This is a genomic window from Stenotrophomonas nitritireducens (genome assembly GCF_001700965.1).
GTDB lineage: Bacteria > Pseudomonadota > Gammaproteobacteria > Xanthomonadales > Xanthomonadaceae > Stenotrophomonas > Stenotrophomonas nitritireducens_A.
The window spans coordinates 3543945-3560382 of sequence record NZ_CP016756.1 but is presented as its reverse complement, the minus strand read 5'-3'; the positions used below and the strand labels follow the sequence as shown (position 1 = coordinate 3560382).

Below are 16438 nucleotides of genomic sequence, written 5' to 3'. Positions count from 1 at the left end.
GAAGTGCTTACCCCTCCCCAACCCTCCCCTTCGCTACGCGAAAGGGAGGGAGCAGATCGTACCGAGCCATGCTCAGCAATGGGCTCTACCGGTAATGCCTCTGCCGAGCAGGGCTCGGCACTACCCACAGACGCTACGCTTACTCTGCCGCCGGCTTCTTGAATACCGTGCGGCAGTCGCGGCGGAATTCTTCGCCGCTGCTGCGCCAGATGAAACTGCGGCATTGGCGCTCGCCTTCTTCGCTGTCCTTCACCTGCACCGCATAGAACGCCTGCAGGAACTCGTCACGACTGACCTGGCCATCGCCATTCCAGTCCATCTGTTCCTTTTCCACGCCCTGGGTGATGGCCACACCGCTGTACCAGCCCCAGCCCAGCCAGGCCAGGGCAAGCAGCACCAGGCCCAACAGGGCCTTGCGGCGTGGGGTGAAGCGGCCCTTGAGGATCATGCGGTCCGCCGTACGTTGGCGCCGAGCCCACTGAGTTTTTCCTCAATGTTTTCGTAGCCACGGTCGAGATGGTAAATGCGGTCGATGCTGGTCTCGTCAGCCGCCACCAGGCCGGCCAGGATCAAGCAGGCCGATGCGCGCAGGTCGGTCGCCATTACCGGCGCGCCACTGAGCTTCTCCACGCCGCGGATGATCGCGGTGTGGCCTTCGATCTGGATGTCCGCACCCAGCCGCAGCAGCTCGTTGACGTGCATGAAGCGGTTCTCGAAGATGGTTTCCTTGATCACGCCCACGCCATCGGCCACGCAGTTCATGGCCATGAACTGGGCCTGCATGTCGGTCGGGAATGCCGGGTGCGGCGCGGTGGTGATGTTCACCGCCTTGGGCCGCTTGCCGTGCATGTCCAGGGTGATGCTGTCCTCGGTGGTGCTGATCTCAGCGCCGGCTTCGGTCAGCTTGTGCAGCACCGCGTCCATCGTGTCCGGGCGCGCATTGCGCACCGTGACGCGACCGCCGCTCATCGCCGCCGCCACCAGGAACGTGCCGGTTTCGATGCGATCCGGCAGCACTGCGTGGCGGCCACCGTGCAGGCGCTCGACGCCTTCGATGACCAGACGCGCACTGCCCACGCCTTCAATCTTCGCGCCCAGCGCGATCAGGCAATGTGCCAGATCGGCAACTTCCGGTTCCATCGCGGCGTTTTCCAGCACCGTGGTGCCTTCGGCCAGCACAGCGGCCATCAGCACGTTTTCGGTACCGGTGACGCTGACCATGTCGAAGGTATAGCGGCCGCCCTTCAGACGCCCATCGACGTGGGCCTTGATGAAGCCGTTCTCGACGCTGATTTCAGCACCCAGCGCCTGCAGGCCCTTGATGTGCTGGTCGACCGGACGCGAACCGATGGCGCAACCGCCCGGCAGCGACACTTCGGCCTTGCCGAACTTGGCCAGCAACGGACCCAGCACCAGGATCGAGGCGCGCATGGTCTTGACCAGCTCGTACGGCGCGACATGCTGATCGACGCTGCGCGGGTCCACCACCACCGCGCTGCCGCGCGACAGCGTTCCCTGGTCGATGGTGACCTTGGCGCCCAGCTCGCCGAGCAGCTTCACGGTGGTGATCACGTCGTGCAGATGTGGCACGTTGGTGATTTCCACCGGCGCATCGGCCAGCAGGGTGGCGCACAGGATCGGCAGGACGGCGTTCTTGGCGCCGGAGATATGAACCTCACCGTTCAGCACGTTGCCGCCGGTGACTACGATTTTCGCCATGTATGTAAGGCCGGTAAAAGGATAAAGAGAGTGCGCCGGCTCAGCCGGCTTCACCCGGAGTGATGGTTTTCAGCGCCAGCGCATGGATCGCACCGCCCATCAGGTCGCCCAGCGTCGCATACACCATGCGGTGACGCGCCAACGGCAGCTTGCCGGCAAATGCCTCACAGACCACCGTGGCCTCGAAGTGCACCCCGTCGTCGCCCTGCACGTCGGCGCGGGCGCCCGGCAAGCCGGCTTCGATCAGATTTCGGATGGTCTCGGCGTCCAAAGCGCTTTCCTAATAAAATGGACCCCCATTCTACTATCCGAGTGGCATCCGTATGGCTGCTTCCCCGCTTTCCCTGGATACATTGCGCGACGCCGATCTGGTGGCCAGTGGTCACCGCGTGTTCGAGATCGAGCGCGACGAGCTGGACCGGGTGGGCGGCCGAATCGGCGCCGAATTCGCCGCCGCCTGCCGGCTGGTACTGGCCTCGCGCGGCCGCGTGGTGACCACCGGCATGGGCAAATCCGGGCATATCGCGCGCAAGATCGCTGCGACCCTGGCCTCCACCGGCACGCCGTCGTTCTATGTGCACCCCGGCGAAGCCGGCCACGGCGATCTGGGCATGATCACCGAAGATGACGTGGTATTGGCGCTGTCCTATTCCGGCGAATCGGACGAGGTGCTGACCCTGCTGCCGGTGTTCAAGCGCCAGGGCAACCCGCTGATTTCCATGACCGGCAGGCCGCAATCAAGCCTGGCGACGGCCGCCGACGTCCATCTGGACGTGAATGTGGACCATGAAGCCTGCCCGCTGGCACTGGCCCCGACCTCCAGCACCACCGCCTCGCTGGCGATGGGCGACGCGCTGGCGGTGGCCCTGCTGGATGCACGCGGCTTCACCGCCGATGATTTTGCCCGCTCGCACCCGGCCGGCAGCCTCGGCCGGCGCCTGCTGCTGCACATCACCGATGTGATGCATTCGGGCGAAGAACTGCCCAGCGTCAGCGAAGATGCCAGCCTCAGCGCCGCTTTGATGGAAATGAGCCGCAAGCGGCTGGGCATGACCGCCGTGGTCGACGCCCAGGGCAGATTGGTGGGGCTGTTCACCGACGGCGACCTGCGCCGTGCCCTGGACACCGATCTGGACGTCCGCACCGCCAGCATCGCCCAGGTGATGACCCGCAACCCGCGCACCATCGGCGCCGACCAGCTCGCCGCCGAGGCCGCGCGCCTGCTGGAAACCCACAAGATCAATGGTTTGATCGTGGTCGATGGCGACAATCACCCCGTCGGCGCCCTGAACATTCATGACCTGTTGCGGGCAAAAGTGGTTTAAACCCCGCACAATCAACGGTCTCGGGCCAAAGCCCGACCTGCCGCAACGGATACTGCCTGCCAATGCCCTACTCGCCGCTCACGCTTTTCCCCGCCAACCTGCGCGCCACCGCCAGCGCCATCCGCCTGGCCTGTTTCGACGTGGACGGCACCCTGACCGACGGCCGGCTGTTCTATGACCATGCCGGCAACGAGAGCAAGGCTTACTACGTGCAGGACGGATTGGGCCTGAAACTGCTGCAGCAGCACGGCATCCACCCGGTTCTGATCACCGCCCGCAACAGCCTGTCGGCGCAGCGCCGCGGTGCTGATCTGGGCATCGATACGCAGATTGCGGTGGGCGACAAGCTGGCCAGCGTGCGCGCCCTGTGCGCGCAGCACGGCATCGGCCTGGAGCAGGTCGCCTTCATGGGCGATGACCTGCCCGACCTGGCCCCGCTGGGCGCGGTGGGCCTGGCCGTGGCGCCGGCCGATGCCCATCCGTGGATCGCCGAGCGCGTGCATTGGCAGACCCGTGCCAAAGGCGGCCGCGGCGCAGCGCGCGAACTGTGTGACGTATTGTTGGCCGCGCAAGGCAAACTGGACGCGGTTCTGGCGAGGTTTTCCTGATGAGTTGGCGTTCCATTCTGGGTCTCGGCCTGCTGCTGGCGGCGCTGCTCAGCGGCTGGTCGGCATGGCGCAACCGCGCCAATACCGCGCCCACGGCGGTCGAGGAAGGCAGTACCGACTTCACCCTGACCGACTTCGAGATCGTCACCCTGGACAAGGAAGGCCACGAATCGGTCACCCTGCGCGCGCCATCGATGGCGCGCAGCCGTGCCGATCAGACCTCGACCATCAGCAAGCCGCTGTTCCTGTTACCCGATGCGGCCGGACAGCATTGGGAACTGCGTGCCGATAGCGGCTGGGTCAGCCCCAAGGGCGAAGAACTGCGCCTGCGCGGCAACGTCGCCGGCGACAGTCCCAAGGATGGCAAGACCCCACCCACCACCTTCCGCACCGCCGCGCTGGATGTGCTGCCCGAGCAGAACCTGGCGCGCACCGACGGCCAGGTGACGCTTACCCGCCCGGGCCTGTCGCAGACCGGCGTCGGTTTCCGCGCCAACCTCAAATCCCAGCAGTATTCACTCCTTTCCCAGGTCAAGACCCGCTATGAACCCAATGCTGCCCGCTAAGCTCGCGTCGATCACGCTGCTCGCCGCCCTGCTCGCACCCGGTCTGGCGTGGTCCAAGGCATCGGACCGCAACCAGCCGATGACCATCGACTCCAACAACAACGACTGCAACTTCAGCGACAACGGCAAATGCCAGTTCAGCGGCAACGTGGTGATCACCCAGGGCACGATGGAGATCCATGCCGATACCGCCGATGTGATCCGCAAGAACGGTGAAACCGAGCGCGTCGTGCTGACCGGCAAACAGGCCACGCTGAAGCAGCAGATGGATGACAACACCTGGATGAATGCCCGTGCCGACAACATGGACTACAACATCAACAGCGAAGTGATCATCCTGACCGGCAACTACAAGGTCGAGTCCGAGCGCGGCACCAACGCCGGCCAGCGCATGGTCTACAACACCCGCAGCGGCGCGATGCAGAGCGGTGGCGACGGCACCCGCGTGCGCACCGTCATCCAGCCCAAGACCAAGGCGCCGGCGGCGTCGGGAGATTCCAAGTAATGCTCGTTGCCCAAGGCCTGCGCAAGCGCTACAAGAACCGCGAAGTCGTCAAGGACTTCGGGCTGACCCTGGATGCCGGTGAAGTGGTGGGCGTGCTCGGTCCCAACGGTGCCGGCAAGACCACCTGCTTCTACATGATCGTCGGCCTGGTGGCCGCCGATGCCGGCAGCATCATGCTCGACGGCAAGGACCTCACCAACGAGCCGATGTACGAGCGCGCCAAGCTCGGCGTCGGCTACCTGCCGCAGGAACCGTCGGTGTTCCGCAAGCTCAGCGTGGCCGACAACATCCGTCTGGTGCTGGAACTGCGCGAAGACCTGGACAATGCCAGCCGCGAACGCGAGCTGTCCTCGCTGCTGGAAGAACTGCAGATCAGCCACGTTGCCGACCAGGCCGGTGCCAGCCTGTCCGGCGGTGAACGCCGCCGCTGCGAAATTGCCCGCGCCCTGGCGGCACGGCCGCGGCTGATCCTGCTCGACGAACCGTTTGCCGGCGTCGACCCGATTTCGGTCGGCGAGATCCAGCGCATCGTGACCCACCTCAAGCAACGCGGCATCGGTGTGTTGATCACCGACCATAATGTGCGCGAGACCTTGGGAATCTGCGACCGTGCGTATATCCTCGCTGAGGGCAGCGTACTGGCGCAGGGGGCACCAGAAGATCTGCTGGCAAATACCGACGTGCGCCGTGTTTACCTCGGGGACGCTTTCACCCTCTGAGTCGCAGCGCCACGTCGGGCCCCTTCCCGGACGGATCAGGCATGAAAGCTCGGCTGCAGACATCGATGGGACAGAGCCTGGTGATGACGCCGCAGTTGCGTCAGGCCATCCGGCTGCTGCAGATGTCCAGTACCGAGCTGGAGCTGGAACTGACCGAAGCGGTGGAAACCAACCCGCTGCTGGAATGGGCCGAGAACACCGACGGCAGTGACGGCGACGACAGCCCGTCCAGCAGTTCCAGCGACGAAACCCCAATTGATCCCGCACAGGGTGACATCAACGCCGACGGCGAAGACTGGGATGGCGGCGATGACGACTGGAGCAGCGCGCGCTCCAGTTCGTTCGACGACGACGGCGACAGCAGCGAACGCGAGCAGGCCGAAGACGGCGACACGCTCGCCGATCACCTGCTGTGGCAGCTGCACCTTACGCATCTGGGCCGCTGTGATCGCGCCATCGGTGTGGCCCTGATTGATGCCCTGGACGAAGACGGCTACCTGCGCGAGCCGCTGTCTGCCATCGCGCAGACGCTGCTGCCTGAAATCCATGCCGACGAAGACGAGATCCTGGCAGTGCTGCGCCAGATCCAGCGCTTCGACCCGGCCGGTGTGGGCGCGCGCACTCTTGGCGAATGCCTTGCGCTGCAACTGGATACGCTGCCCACCGATACACCCGCACTGACGCTGGCCAGGCGCATTGCCGACGGCCCGCTGGAACGGCTTCCGCGCGCCGGCATCAGCGGCATCGCGCAGGAACTCAAGCAATCCGTTGCCGACGTGGAAGAAGCCGTGCAGCTGCTGCGCTCGCTCGATCCACGCCCGGGCAAGCAGCTGGGCCAGATGAGTTCGGACACCTATGTCGTGCCCGACTGTGTGATCTGGCGACAGCGCGGCATCTGGCGCTGTGCGCTGGCCGGCCATGCCGGTCCGCGCGTAGTGATCAATCATGGCTACGAACAACTGATCCGCCGCTGCGGCGATGCCGATGCCAGCTATCTGCGCGCGCAGCTGCAGGAAGCGCGCTGGCTGCTGAAGAGCCTGCAGGCGCGTGGCGAAACCCTGCTGCGGGTGGTCAGCAGCCTGCTGCATCACCAGGCCGGTTTTCTGGAATTCGGCGAGCAGGCCCTGCGTCCGCTAACGCTGCGTGAAATCGCCGGCGAACTGGAACTGCACGAATCCACCATTTCGCGCGCCATCGCCCGCAAATACGTACGCACCCCGCGCGGCACCCTGCCGCTGCGCGCCTTTTTCGCCTCGGGTATTGATACCGAAGGCGGCGGTGAGGCTTCCAGCACTGCGATCCAGTCGATGATCCGCAATCTGATCGATGCGGAAAACCCGCGCAAACCGCTTTCTGACGCCAAGCTGGCTGAGATGCTCAAAACCAGTGGCATACCGGTGGCGCGGCGCACCGTTGCGAAGTATCGTGAGGCCATGAACATCTGTGCCTCTCACGAACGCGTCCGCATCGCCTGAAGCATTCGTCGAGCAGCGCAGGGTTCATCAAGGCAACCCCGAACCACAGGAGGAATCCGATGCGTATCGAGACGTATGGCCAGCAAGTTGAAGTCACGCCTGCCCTGAAGGAATACGTGGAAACAAAGCTGGAACGGCTGGGTCGGCACTTCGACCAGCACTGCGAAGTCCGCGTCCAGTTGTCCACCCGCAAGCCTGACTACCTCGTCGTCGCCACGGTGAATCTACCCGGGCGCACCCTGCACGCCGATGCGGCTGCCACCACCATGTATGCAGCCATCGACGTATTGGCCGACAAGCTCGACCGGCTGGTCATAAAGCACAAGGAAAAGCATCTTCCCCACGCATCGCATGCTCTGCGCGACAATGGCTGATCTTCACCCCCAGCCGTAAGCCAACATGCCGTTGACCGACCTGATGGCGGCCGTGAGTACCCAGGTACTCGCGGTCGCTGATCGTGACAGCACCCTGATTGCTGCCTCCCGCCTGCTTGCCTGCCGTGAGGCCGGCGCGGACAGTCTCTTTCTCAGCCTGCGCGACCGTGAAAACGTCGGCAGCACGGCCATTGGCCACGGTATCGCCATTCCCCATGGCCGTTCGGACACCCTGCAGGCGCCGCGTGGTGCCCTGCTGAGGCTGCAGCAGCCCGTGGATTTCGGCGGCGACGAGCCGGTGGATCTGGTGTTTGCGATGGCCGTACCGGCGCATTACACCCACCAGCACCTGATGCTGCTGTCCGAGCTGGCGGAGATCTTCTCCGACGCCGACATCCGCCAGGCCCTGCGCGTTGCCCCCGACGCGCAGGCGCTCAAACACATCATCACCCACCCGCAACAGGCGCGCAGCGGATGAATACCAGCATCACCGCCCAGGAACTGTTCGACCAGCAGCGCGAAAAGCTCGATCTGCGCTGGGTCGCCGGCCATGCCGGCTCGCAACGCGAACTGGAGGCGGGCAATACGGTCTCGCGGCGGCCCTCGCTGGCCGGCTACCTCAACACCATCTATCCCAACAAAGTGCAGATCCTCGGCACCGAGGAACTGACCTGGCTCGATTCGCTGGATGCGCGGCAGCGCTGGGAAGTGATCGAACGCATCATCCAGGCGCGGCCGCTGGCGCTGGTCATCACCAAAAGCCATGGCTGCCCGGAAGACCTGCGCTCGGCCGCCGACGAATCGCAGACCCCGCTATGGGTCTCCCCGCGGCGCGGCCACGAACTGCTCAACCACCTCAGCTACCACCTGGCCCGTACGCTGGCGCCGCGGGTCATCCTGCATGGCGTATTCATGGAGATCTATTCCATTGGCGTGCTGATCACCGGCGAAGCCGGCTCGGGCAAGAGCGAGCTGGCCCTGGAGCTGCTCTCGCGCGGGCACCGGCTGGTTGCCGACGACGCCCCCGAATTCACCCAGATCGCCCCTGACGTGCTCGACGGCACCTGCCCGGAGCTGCTGCAGGACCTGCTGGAAGTGCGCGGCCTGGGTGTACTGAACGTGCGACAGATGTTTGGTGACACATCTGTAAAGAAGAACAAGTACCTTCGGCTGATCGTGCACCTGACCAAGCCCATGACCGAACCCAGCAGCTACGGCTACGAGCGCCTCACCGGCGATTCGGGCAAGCGCCATGTGCTGGACCTGGACGTGCCGCTGATCACCCTGCCGGTGATGCCCGGCCGCAACCTGGCGGTGCTCACCGAGGCCGCCACCCGCCTGCACATCCTGCGCACCAAGGGCATCGACCCGGCGGCGATGTTCATCGCCCGCCATAGCAATCTGCTGGAGCAACGTAGTCAATGAGCGCACACCCCGCATCGGTGCTGATCATCGTCAGCGGCCTGTCCGGATCGGGCAAATCGGTCGCGTTGAAGACCTTTGAGGACCTGGATTACTACTGTTCGGACAACATCCCGGTCAGCCTGCTGCCGGAATTCGTCCGTGGTGTGCTCGGCGAACGCGAGGAAACCAGCCCGCGGCGGCTGGTGGTGGGCATCGACGTGCGTGGCCGCAGCGACCTGAGCCAATTGGCGAGCTGGCGCAAGACCGCGCTGGATTACGGCATTGAAGCGCGCCTGCTGTTCTTCGAGGCCGACGATGACACCTTGCTGGCCCGCTACGCCGATACCCGCCGCCGCCATCCGCTCAGCCACCTGGGCCTGTCCCTGCCGGAAGCCATCAGTCGCGAGCGCGAGCTGACCGCGCCACTACGCCGCGAAGCCGACGCCGTCATCGACACCACGCGCCTCAACGTCCACCAGCTGCGGCGCCGGGTCATCACCGATTTCGCGCTCAGCCACGAGAGCAAGCTCTCACTGCTGTTCGAATCCTTCGCCTACAAGCGCGGCGTGCCGGCCGAAGCGGATTTCGTGTTCGATGCGCGGGTATTGCCCAATCCGCACTGGGACCCGGAACTGCGCTCGCTGACCGGCCGTGACCGTGAGGTGCGCGAGTACCTGGACGCGCAGCCCGACGTGGTGCGCTACGTCACCCAACTGCAGGACCTGCTCGATACCTGGCTGCCCAAACTGGGCAGCGAGACCCGCAGCTATGTCACCGTGGCGTTCGGCTGCACCGGCGGCAAACACCGCTCGGTCTACCTGGCCGAACGGCTGGCCCGGCATGCCCGCGAACGCGGCTGGCAGGACGTGGCCACCTTTCACCGCGAGCAGGATTGAAAGCGCGCGCGAACAGACGGTCGGCAAGCCCTGAATGGCACACAGAAGACAGTTTTAGACGCTATCGCGGACTTGGCCTGACCTGTTAACGTTCAGGGATGACCTGCGGCATTCTCCTTGTAACTCACACCGGTATCGGCACTTCCCTGCTGGAAGTGGCGACCACCCTGTTGCGGCAACTGCCGCTGAAAACCGAAGCGTTCGAAGTCCCTTTCGACGCCGACCTGGAAGCCCTGCTGCCCGCCGCTTCGGCAGCGATGCGCCGGGTGGAAGGCGACGGTGGCGTGTTGATACTGACCGATCTGTACGGCGCCAGCCCCAGCAATCTTGCCGGTCAGCTGGCCCGCCTGGGCACTCCCACGCGGCGTGTATCGGGTTTGAGTCTGGCGATGTTGCTGCGGGTAATGAACTATCCGGAACAGGGATTGGACCAACTGCCCGCCACTGCGGCGGCGGGCGCTCGCAATGGAGTCATCACCGACGATGCTTGAACAAGAACTCATGGTTTCCAACCGGCTGGGCCTGCATGCCCGTGCCACCGCCAAGCTGGTGCAGGTACTGTCCGGCTTCCGCGCCAATGCCACGCTGGTGGCCAAGGGCCGCGAGGTCAACGCCAAAAGCATCATGGGCGTGATGTTGCTGGCCGCCGCCCAGGGCACACCGGTCACGGTGCGGGTCGACGGCGAGGACGAGGCCGCCGCACTGGAGGCGGTAGCCGCCCTGTTCGAGCGTCGTTTCGACGAGGACAACTGATGCGCAATGCCGCGCACGCGGGGGCAGCCAAGGTACGGAGCCGGCAACGGTGAACCGTCTACTTGGCCTGCCCGCTTCCCGTGGCTCGGCGCTGGGCCGTGCCCGGGTGCGCCTGCCGCATGTGCAGGATATCGGCGAAAAGCGCGTTGCCGCCGCCGCGGTGGAACACGAACTCGAGCGCCTGCACCGCGCCACCGATGCCGCACGCCAGGAAATGCGTGAGCTGCGTACCCGCCTGCAGGGCGCGTTGCCGGCGGAAGTGGGCGAGTTCCTCGAGCTGCACGCCATGCTGCTGGATGACCCGGAGCTGCTGACCGCCTTGGATGAACTGGTGCGCAGCAAGCGCTACAGCGCCAGCCACGCCCTGCGCATCCAGCGCGACCGCCTGGCGCAGGTGTTCGAGGGCATGGAAGACGCCTACCTGAAAAGCCGGATGGACGATCTGGATCATGTGATCGGCCGTATCCAGTCCTTCCTGCACAAACGCACCACCACCATGAAAGGCCTGGCCGGCGAAATCCTGGTCTGCGAGAACGTCGCGCCCTCGGAGCTGGCGCAGCTGCAGTCGCAGGGCGTGGTCGGCATCGTCAGCAGCGCCGGCAGCGTGCTTTCGCACAGCGCCATCCTCGCGCGCAGCCTGCACATGCCGCTGGTGGTGGCCGCCAACGCGGTACTGCAGAAGGTCAGCGACGGCGACGTACTGATCCTGGACGGCGGCAGTGGCGAGATCGTGGTCGATCCCGGCCCCGACGACCTGCGCCAGTACCGCCTGCGCCAACGCGAACTGGCGCGTGAGCAGCGCGAACTCGGGCGCCTGCGGGCCAAGCCGACCCGCACCCTCGATGGCGCGGAGATCACCCTGCTGGCCAATGCCGAATCCCATGACGACGTCGCCCAGGCACATGCGCTGGGCGCCCGTGGGCTGGGCCTGTACCGCACCGAATTCCTGTTCATGCAGCGCAACCAGCTGCCTGATGAAGAAGAACAGTTCCGCGTTTACCGCGACACCGTACTGGGCATGAGCGGGCGGCCGGTCACCATCCGCACCCTGGACCTGGGCGCGGACAAGGCCGACCGCACCGGGCTGGTGCTGAGCAGCGAGGAAAACCCGGCACTGGGCCTGCGCGGGGTACGCCTGTCGCTGGCCCGGCCGAAGGTGTCCGATACCCAGTTGCGCGCCATCCTGCGTGCCTCCGGCTATGGTCCGCTGCGCATCCTGATCCCGATGCTGACCACCCGCGAGGAAATCATGAGCGTGCGCCGGCGCCTGTCACGGCTGGCCGCACTGTTGCGCAACGACGGCCATGAAGTGGCCGAGAACATTCCGGTCGGGGCGATGATCGAAGTGCCAGCCGCCGCCATCGCACTGGGAACCTTCATCGACCAGGTCGACTTCCTGTCGATCGGCACCAATGACCTGGTCCAGTACCTGCTGGCGGCCGACCGCAACAACGACGCGGTGGCCGAGCTGTATTCGCCGCTGCATCCAGCGGTGCTGTGGCTGTTGCGGCAGGTGATCGAAACCGCCCAACGGCACGACACACCGGTGGCGGTCTGCGGTGAAATGGCCGGTGACGCGCGCATGACAGCCCTGCTGCTAGCCTTGGGGCTGACCGAGTTCAGCCTGCACCCGGCCACCTTGCTGGAAGTCCGCCGCGCCATCCGCGAAGTGGATCTTGCGGCGCTACGCCTGCAGGCACCGCAGTTGTTGGCGGCACGCGACCGCCGCGGCATTGAACGCTGGATCACCACCAACGCCGGTAGTTGAGTCCGGCAACAGAATCCGGCAGCGCCGGTTATATGCAAGCCCGCGCGCCGCACGTGATAATGGCGGGCTAAACACCGCCGATGGCGCTCACCCGCCACGGACTGCGGCCATCACCATACCGGGAGCTGCGCATGGCTGAAGCCGTACGCCACGACAAGACCGCACGCCAGCTGCGCCTGCTTTCCGATGCATTGGACAGCGGCCGTCTGGGGCCGGTGCGCCGTCTGGTCAACACGCTCTCGCCGGCCGAGATCGGCAACCTGCTGGAGTCGTTACCGCCGGGCAAGCGTGAAGTGGTGTGGGGGCTGGTGGATGCCGAGGACGACGGTGAGGTGCTGGTGCATGTCGGTGAAGACGTGCGCGAAAGCCTGCTGGCGGACATGGACGCGGACGAGATCATCGCCGCAGTCGAAGACCTGGACATCGACGATCTCGCCGATCTGGTCGAGGATCTGCCCGACACCGTCATCGACGAAGTACTCAAGTCGATGGACCGCGAGAACCGCGAGCGGCTGGAGCAGGTGCTGTCCTACCCGGAAGACACCGCCGGCCGCTTGATGAACCCGGACGTGGTCACCGTGCGCGCCGACGTCAATGTCGATGTGGTGCTGCGCTACCTGCGCCTGCGCGGCGAGCTGCCCGACCACACCGATCACCTGTTCGTGGTCAGCCGCCGCCACCAGTACCTGGGCCGGCTGTCGCTGGCCTCGCTGGTCACCCACGAAGACACCACCCCGATCAACCGCCTGATCGACGACGAACAGCCGGCCATCGACGTGGGCGAAAGCGCCGACGAAGTGGCCCGCCAATTCTCCGATCATGACTGGGTCTCGGCACCGGTGGTGGACGACAACAACATCCTGATCGGCCGCATCACCATCGATGACGTGGTCGACATCATCCGGGGCCAGGCCGAGCACCAGGCCTTGGGCGCAGCCGGCCTGGACGAGGACGAGGATCTGTTCAGCCCGGTCTGGCGTGCCATGCGCCGGCGCCTGATGTGGCTGTCGGTCAATCTGTGTACCGCCTTCCTCGCCTCCAGTGTGGTTGGCCATTTCGAAGGCACCATCGACAAGCTGGTGGCGCTGGCGGTGCTGATGCCGATCGTCGCCGGCCTCGGCGGCAACGCCGGCACCCAGGTGCTGGCACTGATGATCCGCGGCCTGGCACTGGGCCAGGTGGGCGCCTCCAATGCCCGCACCTTGTTGTGGAAAGAGCTACGCGTAGCCCTGCTCAACGGCGTGGTGCTGGGCACGGTCCTGGGCCTGATCGTGCTGGCATGGTTCCACATGCCCGGGCTGTCGCTGGTGATCGGCGTCGCGCTGACCTTCAATCTATTGTTCGCCGCATCGGCCGGCGTACTGGTGCCATTGACGCTGAAGCGGCTGGGCTTCGACCCGGCCCTGGCCAGCGGCATCTTCCTGACCGCCGTGACCGACTCGATGGGCTTTTTCACCTTCCTCGGTCTGGCCACGCTGGTGCTGCTGCACTGATCGCCGCCGGTAGAACCGTAGCCCGGGTAAGCGTCAGCGCACCCGGGAGTTCTTCGCGGAAAGCCCCGGGTGCGCTGCGCTTACCCGGGCTACACTTCAACGCCCTTGTTTCAGGCTGCCCCATGACCATCACCGTCAACGATTACTACCAGACCGGCTGGCGCGAGGAGGTGCACAACTGCCCCGCCTGCGAATGGAAGGGCAACTCCCGGCAGATGGAAATGGAGCTGCACGACGAGCAGACCGAATACGCCTGCCCCGAATGCGAGTACCCGCTGCTGGTCGTACAGCACCCCGATCTCGCCCAGATGCAGGCCGCTGCCGCAGCCGGCAACGAAGAAGCCCAGCAGCAGCTGGCAATCCTGGCAATGGCACCGCGCGGCTGAGCGCCTGCACTGGCGCCCCCTACCTATTCGCCGCGGCTCCGGCTACGCTGACGTCCACATCGCTACGCGGGGGACGTATGCGTTATCTGCTGTGTATTGCTCTGGCGTTGGCGTGCGCCAACGCACTCGCCGACGAGCCCGTCGATCCGGTCACGCTCAGCACCACACAGATCTATTCGCAGCCCGGTGAGCCAGCGTTGGGCAAGGAGTTGCGTGCCTCCGTGCAGGAGGCCGGCGCCCTGAATGTGAAAGGCGAGCATGCCCAGGCCAAAGCTCTGCTGCTCGACGCCGCGCGACAATGTGACGCTTACCGTGCAGCGCCTGGACGGCGTTCGCTGAGCTTCCGCACGCAACGGCAATACGAGCTTTACCTGCGCGACCACGGCGACGGCGAGCCCATCGACTGGCTGGACAGCGCCTGTGCCAACGTTTACATCCAGCTGGGCTACATCGCCGTGGAACTGCGCGATGCGGCACAGGCAATACGATGGCTGGACAAGGCCCACGCAACCGCGCCCTATGAGCCGGAAGCGCTGACCGAACGCGGCGCGGCGCTGAACATGAGCAAAGACTGGTCGGCAGCGCTGAGCAGTTACCAGCAGGCGCTGGCATTGACCCGCAGCCATCCTGAAGCAGCGTACGCCGAGGCGCTGGCACTACGCGGAACCGGCTATGCCTTGATTGAGCTGGGTGACTTGGACGCAGCCCAGACAGCGTACGAAGAGTCATTGGCACTGGAACCCGGCAACAAGGTCGCCGAGAACGAAATGACCTACATCCAGCAGCAACGCAAACGCCAGGCCGGCAAACCGTAGCGCCGCGCGAGGCCCGGCAGGCAGCTCTGACAGTGATACCAACAGTTTTGTGGGAGCGGCGTAAGCCGCGAAGCTGGCATTACCGCAAGGGTCTCAACAGCCCCCTCGCCCAAGTCTGCAGGAGAGGGAGCAAGGCACTTCGCTAGCGCGTCAACCCCGGCACAGCATTGAACATACCTGGTTCAAGGAGCCACTGGACGGTGACTCCAGTCCCCTTCCGCGTCCATTTCCAAACAGGTTCCGGCTTCAGTGCCCTGCGGGCAAGCATCCACTTGGTGGACCTGCTCCAGCGGCACATACAGCCGCCAAGCCAGACCATGCACCCCCATTGCCGCGAAGCGCTGATCGTCTTCCACCCGTACCCACAGCGGAGTCTTCAATTGCTGCCCGGCAAGCTGCTGCAACGACGTTTCCGCCCAACGCGCGCGGCCGATGAGCCCGGGATGGTCCAGCAGACGCGTCCCTGCGACCGCCAGCCAGCCCGACACCCCCATCAGCACGGCCACGATCACCGCAATCCGACGTCCCTGCAGCAGCCGCGCCAATACGATGGCCGGCAGGATCGCCGAGATCGCCGCATAGTACGCGTAGCTGTTCCAGATCAGCGGGAAGTAAGGCGTGTACGCCACCACCGCAACCGCCAGCACCAAGCCCCACTGACGGGCCTGCAATCGCCGCCAGCCGCCCTTGGACGCCGCCAAGCCCCAGCTGAGCAGGACCGGCAGCGCCGCCAGCATCGCCCAGAGCGCGCCCTTGAGTAGTCCGTCCGTGGCAATCATGCGCAGTGCCTCGCGCGGCACATTGAGCATCCAGGCCACGAACGACGCCCCATTCCTGACTAGGTTGCCACCAAACGCATATGCGTACTGCGGCGCCGGCGGAACCGTCGCCTTGCCGCGCAGCCACAGCCACACCACACAGATGAGCGCGCTGACCGCAAGCACCAACCATTCGCCGCGGCGCAACCGCGCGCCGACAAACAAGCTGATCATCAGCATCAGCACCGGCATCAGAATTGCCGATTCCTTGCTCAACAAGGCAACCGCAAGCAGACCGGGCACCACCGCCAGCAACAGCATCCGCGCAGCACCTTGTGCGGTGGAGGCAGCCAACCACAAGGCCAGCAATACAGTGGTGAACAGCACCAGCAGCGGGCTGTTTGCCGCCGCCACCCAATGCACCGGCAGCAGGCTGACCGCGAGCACGCCATAAAAGGCCGCGCTCAGGCCGGCAACCGCGCAACGGGCGGGCCAGCCAGCGACGCGCGCAATGGTCAATCCCAATCCCCCCACACCCACTGCGGCAAGCCCGTGCAGCGCAAGCAAGACCGCATGGGCAGTAAGCACGTTGCCGCCCATCTCGCCTTCAACCACGCGCCACCAGGCGGTCTGCGACAGTGGCCGCCAGAAAAGTTCCGGCTGCACTGGCCAGAAGGTCTCCGACCATGGCTGGTTCGCCAGGTTGGACAGCCGCGCCGCGTGCAGAAACACGTAGTCATCGCCCCAGAACGGGGTCCATACCGCGGGCAGCCAGATCACCGCAGCCGAGAGCAGCAGAACTGCCATTGCCAGCAGATCCGACCTCGCCGCGCGGGCCCTCAAGTTCGTTTCCATACGCGTTGCTCCTGAATGT

20 protein-coding genes are annotated in these 16438 nt (G+C 65.3%); 16 read left to right on the top strand and 4 right to left on the bottom strand.

Going from position 1 to position 16438, the window contains the following annotated elements:
- Positions 1-139: 139 nt before the first annotated feature.
- Genes BCV67_RS15220 through BCV67_RS15210 form a run of 3 tightly spaced genes read right to left on the bottom strand, consistent with a single transcriptional unit; the run spans position 140 to position 1990 of the window.
- Positions 140-448, bottom strand: a complete 309-nt coding sequence (locus tag BCV67_RS15220; protein WP_062168716.1) for an EF-hand domain-containing protein — start codon at positions 446-448, stop codon at positions 140-142.
- A complete protein-coding gene (gene murA / locus BCV67_RS15215) occupies positions 445-1719 on the bottom strand; it encodes a UDP-N-acetylglucosamine 1-carboxyvinyltransferase (protein ID WP_062168718.1) in 1275 nt (424 codons plus the stop codon). Before murA ends, BCV67_RS15220 begins: the two co-directional genes overlap by 4 nt.
- Before the next feature lie 40 nt (positions 1720-1759).
- Positions 1760-1990 carry a BolA family protein gene (locus tag BCV67_RS15210; RefSeq protein WP_057628888.1) on the bottom strand — a complete coding sequence of 77 codons (231 nt, stop codon included), beginning with the start codon at positions 1988-1990 and terminating at the stop codon, positions 1760-1762.
- A gap of 52 nt (positions 1991-2042) precedes the next feature.
- Between BCV67_RS15210 and BCV67_RS15205 the strand changes: the two genes are divergently transcribed.
- The 16 genes from BCV67_RS15205 (at position 2043) to BCV67_RS15130 (ending at position 14806) form a co-directional block, all read left to right on the top strand.
- Positions 2043-3044 (top strand): KpsF/GutQ family sugar-phosphate isomerase, encoded by a 1002-nt coding sequence (locus BCV67_RS15205; RefSeq protein WP_062168719.1) that lies wholly within the window; start codon positions 2043-2045, stop codon positions 3042-3044.
- Between the two features lie 62 nt (positions 3045-3106).
- A complete protein-coding gene (locus tag BCV67_RS15200) occupies positions 3107-3652 on the top strand; it encodes a KdsC family phosphatase (RefSeq protein ID WP_062168721.1) in 546 nt (181 codons plus the stop codon).
- Positions 3652-4218, top strand: coding sequence for an LPS export ABC transporter periplasmic protein LptC (gene lptC / locus BCV67_RS15195; protein ID WP_062168723.1), 567 nt, complete (start codon positions 3652-3654; stop codon positions 4216-4218). Before BCV67_RS15200 ends, lptC begins: the two co-directional genes overlap by 1 nt.
- Positions 4196-4723: a lipopolysaccharide transport periplasmic protein LptA gene (lptA, locus tag BCV67_RS15190; RefSeq protein WP_156455852.1), complete on the top strand. Its 528-nt coding sequence runs from the start codon at positions 4196-4198 to the stop codon at positions 4721-4723. Before lptC ends, lptA begins: the two co-directional genes overlap by 23 nt.
- A complete protein-coding gene (gene lptB / locus BCV67_RS15185; protein WP_062168727.1) occupies positions 4723-5442 on the top strand; it encodes an LPS export ABC transporter ATP-binding protein in 720 nt (239 codons plus the stop codon). Before lptA ends, lptB begins: the two co-directional genes overlap by 1 nt.
- 41 nt (positions 5443-5483) lie before the next feature.
- Complete coding sequence (locus tag BCV67_RS15180) at positions 5484-6917, top strand: RNA polymerase factor sigma-54 (RefSeq protein ID WP_062168729.1); 1434 nt, start codon at positions 5484-5486, stop codon at positions 6915-6917.
- 59 nt (positions 6918-6976) lie between these two features.
- The gene (hpf, locus tag BCV67_RS15175) at positions 6977-7291 is read left to right on the top strand and encodes a ribosome hibernation-promoting factor, HPF/YfiA family (RefSeq protein WP_057628895.1); all 315 of its coding nucleotides are present in this window, start codon (positions 6977-6979) and stop codon (positions 7289-7291) included.
- Positions 7292-7316: 25 nt separating this feature from the next.
- The gene (locus BCV67_RS15170; protein WP_062168731.1) at positions 7317-7769 is read left to right on the top strand and encodes a PTS sugar transporter subunit IIA; all 453 of its coding nucleotides are present in this window, start codon (positions 7317-7319) and stop codon (positions 7767-7769) included.
- Positions 7766-8716, top strand: coding sequence for an HPr(Ser) kinase/phosphatase (gene hprK / locus BCV67_RS15165; RefSeq protein WP_062168733.1), 951 nt, complete (start codon positions 7766-7768; stop codon positions 8714-8716). Before BCV67_RS15170 ends, hprK begins: the two co-directional genes overlap by 4 nt.
- Entirely contained in the window at positions 8713-9591 is an 879-nt protein-coding gene (rapZ, locus tag BCV67_RS15160) for an RNase adapter RapZ (protein ID WP_062168735.1), read from the top strand. Before hprK ends, rapZ begins: the two co-directional genes overlap by 4 nt.
- A gap of 98 nt (positions 9592-9689) precedes the next feature.
- Positions 9690-10082 (top strand): PTS sugar transporter subunit IIA, encoded by a 393-nt coding sequence (locus BCV67_RS15155; RefSeq protein ID WP_062168737.1) that lies wholly within the window; start codon positions 9690-9692, stop codon positions 10080-10082.
- Entirely contained in the window at positions 10075-10344 is a 270-nt protein-coding gene (locus BCV67_RS15150; RefSeq protein WP_057628900.1) for an HPr family phosphocarrier protein, read from the top strand. The genes BCV67_RS15155 and BCV67_RS15150 overlap by 8 nt, the downstream gene beginning before the upstream one ends.
- Positions 10345-10393: 49 nt before the next feature.
- Positions 10394-12112 carry a phosphoenolpyruvate--protein phosphotransferase gene (gene ptsP / locus BCV67_RS15145; protein WP_062168738.1) on the top strand — a complete coding sequence of 573 codons (1719 nt, stop codon included), beginning with the start codon at positions 10394-10396 and terminating at the stop codon, positions 12110-12112.
- 131 nt (positions 12113-12243) lie between these two features.
- Positions 12244-13605: a magnesium transporter gene (gene mgtE, locus BCV67_RS15140; RefSeq protein WP_057628902.1), complete on the top strand. Its 1362-nt coding sequence runs from the start codon at positions 12244-12246 to the stop codon at positions 13603-13605.
- A 122-nt stretch (positions 13606-13727) separates the two neighbouring features.
- Positions 13728-13991, top strand: coding sequence for a hypothetical protein (locus BCV67_RS15135; protein ID WP_062168739.1), 264 nt, complete (start codon positions 13728-13730; stop codon positions 13989-13991).
- Between the two features lie 77 nt (positions 13992-14068).
- A complete protein-coding gene (locus BCV67_RS15130) occupies positions 14069-14806 on the top strand; it encodes a tetratricopeptide repeat protein (protein ID WP_062168740.1) in 738 nt (245 codons plus the stop codon).
- 182 nt (positions 14807-14988) lie between these two features.
- On the opposite strand, the gene BCV67_RS15125 is transcribed toward BCV67_RS15130, so the two are convergent.
- Entirely contained in the window at positions 14989-16371 is a 1383-nt protein-coding gene (locus BCV67_RS15125; protein ID WP_062168741.1) for a hypothetical protein, read from the bottom strand.
- Between the last annotated feature and the right edge of the window lie 67 nt (positions 16372-16438).